Origin of the sequence: Streptomyces xiaopingdaonensis, from assembly GCF_000262345.1 — a bacterium.
GTDB lineage: Bacteria > Actinomycetota > Actinomycetes > Streptomycetales > Streptomycetaceae > Streptomyces > Streptomyces xiaopingdaonensis.
This window is the reverse complement of the sequence record NZ_AJTQ01000097.1, coordinates 1-6,457: the sequence shown is the minus strand read 5'-3', so window position 1 is coordinate 6,457 and position 6,457 is coordinate 1. Positions and strand designations below refer to the sequence as shown.

The following is a 6,457-nucleotide window of genomic DNA, read 5'->3' as shown; positions in this document are numbered from 1 at the left end:
CCGAGCCGCGCCGCCCCGGCGGGCGGCGGCGGCCGACCGGGGGCCGGCCGCCGCCGCTCGCTACTGCCCGAGGACGGGGAGCAGCTCGGGGAGGTGCCCGTCGGAGGCGAGCGCCGTGGTGCGGCGCTCCTCCGGCACCTCGCCGTAGACGGAGGTACGCGGCTTCGCCGGCCTCCCCGCCGCCTCGGCGATCGCCTCCAGGTCGCGGATGGAGCGGTACGAGCCGTAACTCGACCCGGCCATACGGGAGATGGTCTCCTCCATCAGCGTCCCGCCGAGATCGTTGGCGCCCGAGCGGAGCATCTCGGCGGCGCCCTCGGTGCCCAGCTTCACCCAGCTCGTCTGGATGTTGGTGATGTGCGGGTGGAGGAGCAGCCGGGCCATGGCCGTGACGGCACGGTTGTCGCGCATGCTCGGGCCGGGGCGGGCGATGCCCGCGAGGTAGACCGGCGCGTTGGTGTGGATGAACGGCAGCGTGACGAACTCCGTGAAGCCGCCGGTCTCCTGCTGGATCTCGGCGAGCAGCCGCAGGTGGCCGAGCCAGTGCCGCGGCTGGTCGACGTGGCCGTACATCATCGTCGACGACGAGCGCAGGCCGAGGCGGTGTGCGGCCTTGACGACCTCGACCCAGGTGGCGGCGGGGAGCTTGCCCTTGGTGAGGACCCAGCGGACCTCGTCGTCGAGGATCTCGGCCGCCGTCCCCGGGATGGTGTCGAGGCCCGACTCCTTGGCCTGCGCGAGCCACTCGGGGATCGGGAGTCCGGTGCGGCTCGCACCGTTGACGACCTCCATCGGCGAGAAGGCGTGCACGTGCATGCCGGGGACGCGCTCCTTCACCGCCCGCGCGATGTCGAAGTAGGCGGTCCCCGGCAGGTCGGGATGGATGCCGCCCTGCATGCAGACCTCGACGGCGCCGACGTCCCACGCCTGCTGCGCCCTGTCGGCCACCTGGTCGAGGGAGAGGGTGTAGGCGTCCGCGTCGGTGCGGCGCTGCGCGAAGGCGCAGAAACGGCAGCCGGTGTAGCAGACGTTGGTGAAGTTGATGTTCCTGGTGACGACGTAGGTGACGGCGTCGCCCACCGTGTCGCGGCGCAGGGTGTCGGCGATGCGGCACACCTCGTCGAGCGCCTCGCCCTCGGCGTGGAGGAGGGCGAGGGCCTGGTCGTCGGAGAGCTTCGCCGGGTCGTCGGCGGCCTGCGAGAGCGCCTCGCGCACGTCGGTCTCGATGCGTTCGGGGACCATGCCGGGGGCCGCCCGTTCGCGGAGCGCTTCCCAGTCGCCGTAGACGGAGTCGAAGTCGTCCCTGCGGTCGGCCGTGCGGCCCTCGGTGTCGATGGTGCGGTGGAGTTCGGTGCGCCCTGCGCCTGCCGCGGTGAACTCCTCGTCGGGCTCCTGCCAGGGGAGGCCCGAGGGCAGGGCGCCCTCGCGCGCGAGCCCCGTCTCCGGGTCGGCGAGCGCGCGCACGTGCGGCAGGACCCGCGGGTCGAGCCAGGGCTCGCCGCGGGTCACGAACTCCGGGTAGACGGTGAGGCGTTCGCGGAGCTCGAAGCCGGAGGCCGCGGTGCGCTCGGCGAGTTCCTCGATCTGGGGCCAGGGGCGCTCGGGGTTGACGTGGTCGGGGGTGAGCGGGGAGACGCCGCCCCAGTCGTCGATGCCGGCCTCGATCATGCGCGCGTACTCGCCTGCGACGAGGTTGGGCGGCGCCTGGATGCGGGCGGACGGGCCGAGGATGTGCCGCGCGACGGCGACGGCCGCGGCGAGTTCGTCGAGTTCGGCGTCGGGCATGCCGCGCATCGCGGTGTCCGGCTTCGCGCGGAAGTTCTGGACGATCGTCTCCTGGAGCCCGTGGTAGGCGCGTTGGGCGCGGCGCAGCGCGAAGAGCGACTCCGCGCGCTCCTCGTACGTCTCGCCGATGCCGAGGAGGATGCCGCTCGTGAAGGGGACGTTGGAGCGTCCGGCGTCCTCCAGGACGCGCAGCCGCACCGCGGGCTCCTTGTCCGGTGAGCCGTGGTGCGGGTTGCCCGGCTCGCTCCAGAGCCGCTCGCTCGTCGTCTCCAGCATCATGCCCATCGACGGCGACACGGGCTTGAGCCGCTGGAAGTCCGTCCAGCCGAGGACGCCGGGGTTGACGTGCGGGAGCAGCCCCGTCTCCTCGAGGACGCGGATCGCCATGGCGCGCACGTAGGAGAGGGTGTCGTCGTAGCCGTGCGCCTCCAGCCACTCGCGGGCCTCGGGCCAGCGGTCCTCGGGGCGGTCGCCGAGGGTGAAGAGCGCCTCCTTGCAGCCGAGTTCGGCGCCCTCCCGGGCGATCCGGAGCACCTCGTCGGGCGAGAGGAACATGCCGTGCCCCTCCCGCCGCAGCTTGCCGGGGACGGTGACGAAGGTGCAGTAGTGGCAGCGGTCGCGGCACAGGCGGGTGAGCGGGATGAAGACCTTGCGCGAGTACGTGATCGTGCGCGGGCGGCCGGCCTCGGCGAGGCCGGCGTCCCGCAGGTGTGCGGCGGAGGCGGCGAGGGCCTCCAGATCGGCGCCGCGTGCCTGGAGGAGGACGGCGGCTTCGGCGGTGTCGAGGGCGACACCGTCGCGTGCGCGCTTGAGCGCGCGGCGCATGGCGTTTGCGGTGGGTCCCTGCGCGTTCGAGGTCATTCTCCGAGGATATGGGCGTGTCCCGACGGACGGCCGGGACGGGGAGGCGGCCTCGGGGGCGCGCCGTGGCGACGGCGGCGGCGCAGGGTACTGTCCGCGCTCGGCGAACCCCCGCCACGTGAGCGGAATTCAGCCATCCGGTGCCATCGCGGTATGTCATGATCGGTGGGCGGCCGCACCTCTGCGCCGCCGACGCGGGCCCGCGTGCGCGTGACGTGTGTTGTCGAGGAACTCCCCTGCTGGTGAGGGGAGTTGAAGACGATTACATGACGCGCCGGTAAGTCGTCCACCGGACGATCCCGCTCCGCCGGGCACGGCACCCGTTCACTATGTGCACCTGATCGGGGTCGGCGGAGGGCTTGCACACCGAACGAGGACTCCGCAAGGAGGCCGGTACCCGGCTGACGGAATTGGCAGGGACAAGGCAGACTGACCCCTTGCGGCAGTGGAGGAAGTACCCCAGGGGGCGACCATGGGCGCGGCCAACCACACGGGGCACGGCACCGAGTGGGCACAGCACCTGCGCTTCACCCTGCTCGGACCCGTCCGAGCGACGCACGGTGAGCGATCCCTCGGCATGGGGTCACCGCAGCAGCGAGCGCTGCTCGCCGCCCTCCTGCTGCGCCGAGGCCGCACGGCGACGGCCGAGGAGCTCATCGACGACATCTGGGGCGAGGAGCCCCCCGAGCGCGCCAAGGCGGCCCTGCGCACCTACGCCTCGCGCCTCCGCAAGGCGCTGGGGAGCAGCGCCGAGGTCCTCGTCAGCGAGTCCGGTGGATACGCCCTGCGCACCGCGGGCTTCGCCACCGTCGACCTGGAGCAGGCCGTGCACCTCGCCGACGAGGCGGAGCAGGCCACCGCCGCCGGCGACCACGCCAAGGCCCGCGAACTCTACGCGTGCGCACTGGAGTTGTGGGACGGCGAGAGCCTCGCCCAGATCCCGGGGCCCAACGCGGAGAACCAGCGCGCCCGCCTGGAGGAGTGGCGGCTCGGCCTCCAGGAGCACCGCATCGGCCTCGACCTGCGCACGGGCGCGCACGCCGACGTCGTCAGCGAACTCACCGCCCTCACCGCCGTGCACCCGCTCCGCGAACGCCTCCGCGAGCTGCTGATGCTCGCCCTCTACCGCAGCGGCCGGCAGGCCGAGGCACTCGCCGTCTACGAGGACACCAGGCGGCTCCTCGCCGAGGAGCTCGGCGTCGACCCGCGCAGCGAACTCTCCGAGCTCCACCAGCGCATCCTCGAGGCCGACGAGGGCCTCACCCTGGAAGCGGACGAACCGGCCCAGGTACCGGTGACGTTCACCAAGCCGGCCCAACTCCCGGCGACGGTCGCGGACTTCACCGGGCGCCGGGCGTTCGTCGAGGAACTCTCCGACCAGCTCTCGGCCGCGGGCGGCACCGTGATGGCCGTCTCCGCCGTGGCAGGCATCGGCGGGGTGGGGAAGACCACCCTCGCCGTCCACGTCGCGCACGCCGCCGCCGACCGCTTCCCCGACGGGCAGCTCTACGTCGACCTCCAGGGCGCGGGCCCGGCCCCCGCCGACCCGGAGGCGGTGCTCGGCTCCTTCCTCCGCGCGCTCGGCGCCCCCGACTCCTCCATACCCGAGGGCGTCGAGGAACGCGCCGCGCTCTTCCGCTCCCTCCTCGCCGGCCGCCGCGTCCTCACCCTCCTCGACAACGCGCGCGACGCCGCGCAGGTCCGCTCCCTGCTCCCCGGTACCTCCGGCTGCGCCGCGCTGCTCACCAGCCGCGCCCGGATGGTCGACCTCGCGGGCGCGCACCTCGTCGACCTCGACGTGATGAGCCCGGAGGAGGCGATGACGCTCTTCACCCGCATCGTCGGGACCGAACGCGTCGCCGCCGAGCGGGAGGCGGCGATGGACGTCGTCGCGGCCTGCGGGTTCCTGCCGCTCGCCATCCGCATCGCGGCGGCCCGCCTCGCAGCCCGTCGGACCTGGACCGTCACCGTGCTCGCCAGCAAACTCGCCGACGAACGCCGCAGGTTGGACGAGCTCCAGGCGGGCGACCAGGCCGTGAAGGCCTCCTTCGAACTCGGATACAGCCAGCTCGAACACGAACAGGCCCGCGCCTTCCGCCTGTTGGGCCTCGCAGACGGCCCCGACATCTCGCTCACCGCGGCCGCCGCCGTGCTCGACCGCGGCGAGGAGGAGACCGAGGACCTCCTCGAATCCCTCGTCGACACCTCGCTGTTGGAGTCCGCGGCGCCGGGCAGATACCGCTTCCACGACCTCGTCCGCCTCTTCGCGCGCGCATGCGCCGAACGCGACGAGCAGCCGCCGAGCGAACGGGACGAGGCGCTGGCACGGCTCCTCGACTTCTACCTCGCGACGGGCCGCAACGTCCGCGCGATGGACCAGCCGGACGAGCTGCTCACCCAGCACCTGGAACCCACCCGCCACAGCGGGCTCGCGTTCCGCGACAATTCCGAGGCCGTCGCGTGGCTCTTCGCCGAGTCCGCCTGCTTCCTCGCCTGCGCCCGGCAGTCCGTCGGCGAAGCAGGGCTGCGTGCCGCCGTCGACCTGCTGATGGCGACGACCGATCTCTCTGAGGCGGGCGTCAACATCCGTGAATACGAGCGCGTCGCCGAGGAGTTGAGCGTCGCGGCCCACACGGCGGGCGACATGCACGCCGAGGCGCGGGCACGCTCGGTGCTCACGGCCGTCCACTTCACCACGGGGCAGTTCGGCAAGGCCGAGTCGGAGGCGAAGGTCGCAGGAGCGCTCGGTGAGGCCGCCGACGACCGGATCTCGTCCTCCTTCGCCGCCAACGACCGCGGCATCGTGGCCATTTACCAGAACCGTCCGCGCGACGCCGAACGCCACCTGACGCAGGCCCTGGAGCGCTTCCGCGCCTACGGCAACGAGTCCTCGGAGGCGAGCGCCCTCTGCAACCTCGCCAGGGCGAGGGTGCAGTTGGGCGAGGCGCACGAGGCGATCCCGCTCGCGCGGCAGGCCGTCGAGATCTACCGCCGTACGGACGCGTCGATGCGGCTCGCCAACGGCTGCTACACCCTCGGCATCGCACTCGCCGCCGCCGAACACTGGCACGAGGCGAACGCGGAGTTCACCCGGGCTCTCGACCTCTTCGACAGGACCAGGCAGCACCTGTGGGCCGGCATGGCCCACTTCCGCCTCGCCGAACTCCACCTCGCCACCGACCAGCCCACCGCCGCCGCACGGCACGCGGAGCGCGCGCTCGGACTGCGCGGCATCGGGGGCGAGTGGCGCCGCGGCACGATCCTGTTGCTCCTCGGCCGGGCGCTCCACCGGCTGGGGCAGTCCGACCGCGCCCGCGCCTGCTGGTCCGAGGCGCTCGCCGTCTTCGAGCGCCTCGGCAGCGACGAGGCCGAGGCGGCAAGGGACCTTCTGACCCCCGTCGTCGCTGCCTGAGAGGGCCGTCGGTCCGTCGTTCATCGTTCGTTTATCGCCCTGCGCCATGCTGCTAGCAGTCGGTCCGGCACTTCGGGGGGTAGGCGGACTGACGGGGGAACCGTCGCTACCACAGGGCGGTGCAGGAGCCCCGTCCGGCAGCCCACGGGGGAGCTGCCGGGCGGGAGTTCCAGAAGTCCGTAATCGACCAAGGAGAGAGCCACCATGAGCACGCACGAGAAGAAGACACAGGCGGACGAGGACGAGCAGCCCAACACCAAGAGCCGCCACGTGTCGAGCGAGCCGCTCACCGAGGACTCGGGCGAGATCCGCCCGAACAGCCGTCACGTTTCGAGCGAGCCGGCCAACTGACCGAATAGCGACGGCACTTGGCGTTGCCCAGCGCCAGGAGCCGACAAC

The 6,457-nt window shown here is 72.6% G+C and carries 3 protein-coding genes; 2 read left to right on the top strand and 1 reads right to left on the bottom strand.

From position 1 onward, the window contains the following. Positions 1-60 precede the first annotated feature (60 nt). Positions 61-2,646, bottom strand: a complete 2,586-nt coding sequence (locus tag UWG_RS0107475; RefSeq protein WP_016906581.1) for a bifunctional FO biosynthesis protein CofGH — start codon at positions 2,644-2,646, stop codon at positions 61-63. A 472-nt stretch (positions 2,647-3,118) separates the two neighbouring features. Between UWG_RS0107475 and afsR the strand changes: the two genes are divergently transcribed. Together afsR and UWG_RS33350 are read left to right on the top strand one after the other, a co-directional pair. Continuing rightward, a complete protein-coding gene (gene afsR, locus UWG_RS0107470; RefSeq protein WP_016906580.1) occupies positions 3,119-6,058 on the top strand; it encodes an SARP-family global regulator AfsR in 2,940 nt (979 codons plus the stop codon). Positions 6,059-6,262: 204 nt separating this feature from the next. Further along, on the top strand, positions 6,263-6,409 hold the full coding sequence (locus UWG_RS33350; protein WP_016906579.1) for a hypothetical protein: 147 nt from the start codon (positions 6,263-6,265) through the stop codon (positions 6,407-6,409). The last annotated feature ends 48 nt before the right edge of the window (positions 6,410-6,457 follow it).

Excerpts from the sequence above, each read along its gene's own strand:
- UWG_RS0107475 (WP_016906581.1), bottom strand. The coding sequence starts at position 2,646 with ATGACCTCGAACGCGCAGGGACCCACCGCAAACGCCATGCGCCGCGCG.
- afsR (WP_016906580.1), top strand. The coding sequence starts at position 3,119 with ATGGGCGCGGCCAACCACACGGGGCACGGCACCGAGTGGGCACAGCAC.
- UWG_RS33350 (WP_016906579.1), top strand. The coding sequence starts at position 6,263 with ATGAGCACGCACGAGAAGAAGACACAGGCGGACGAGGACGAGCAGCCC.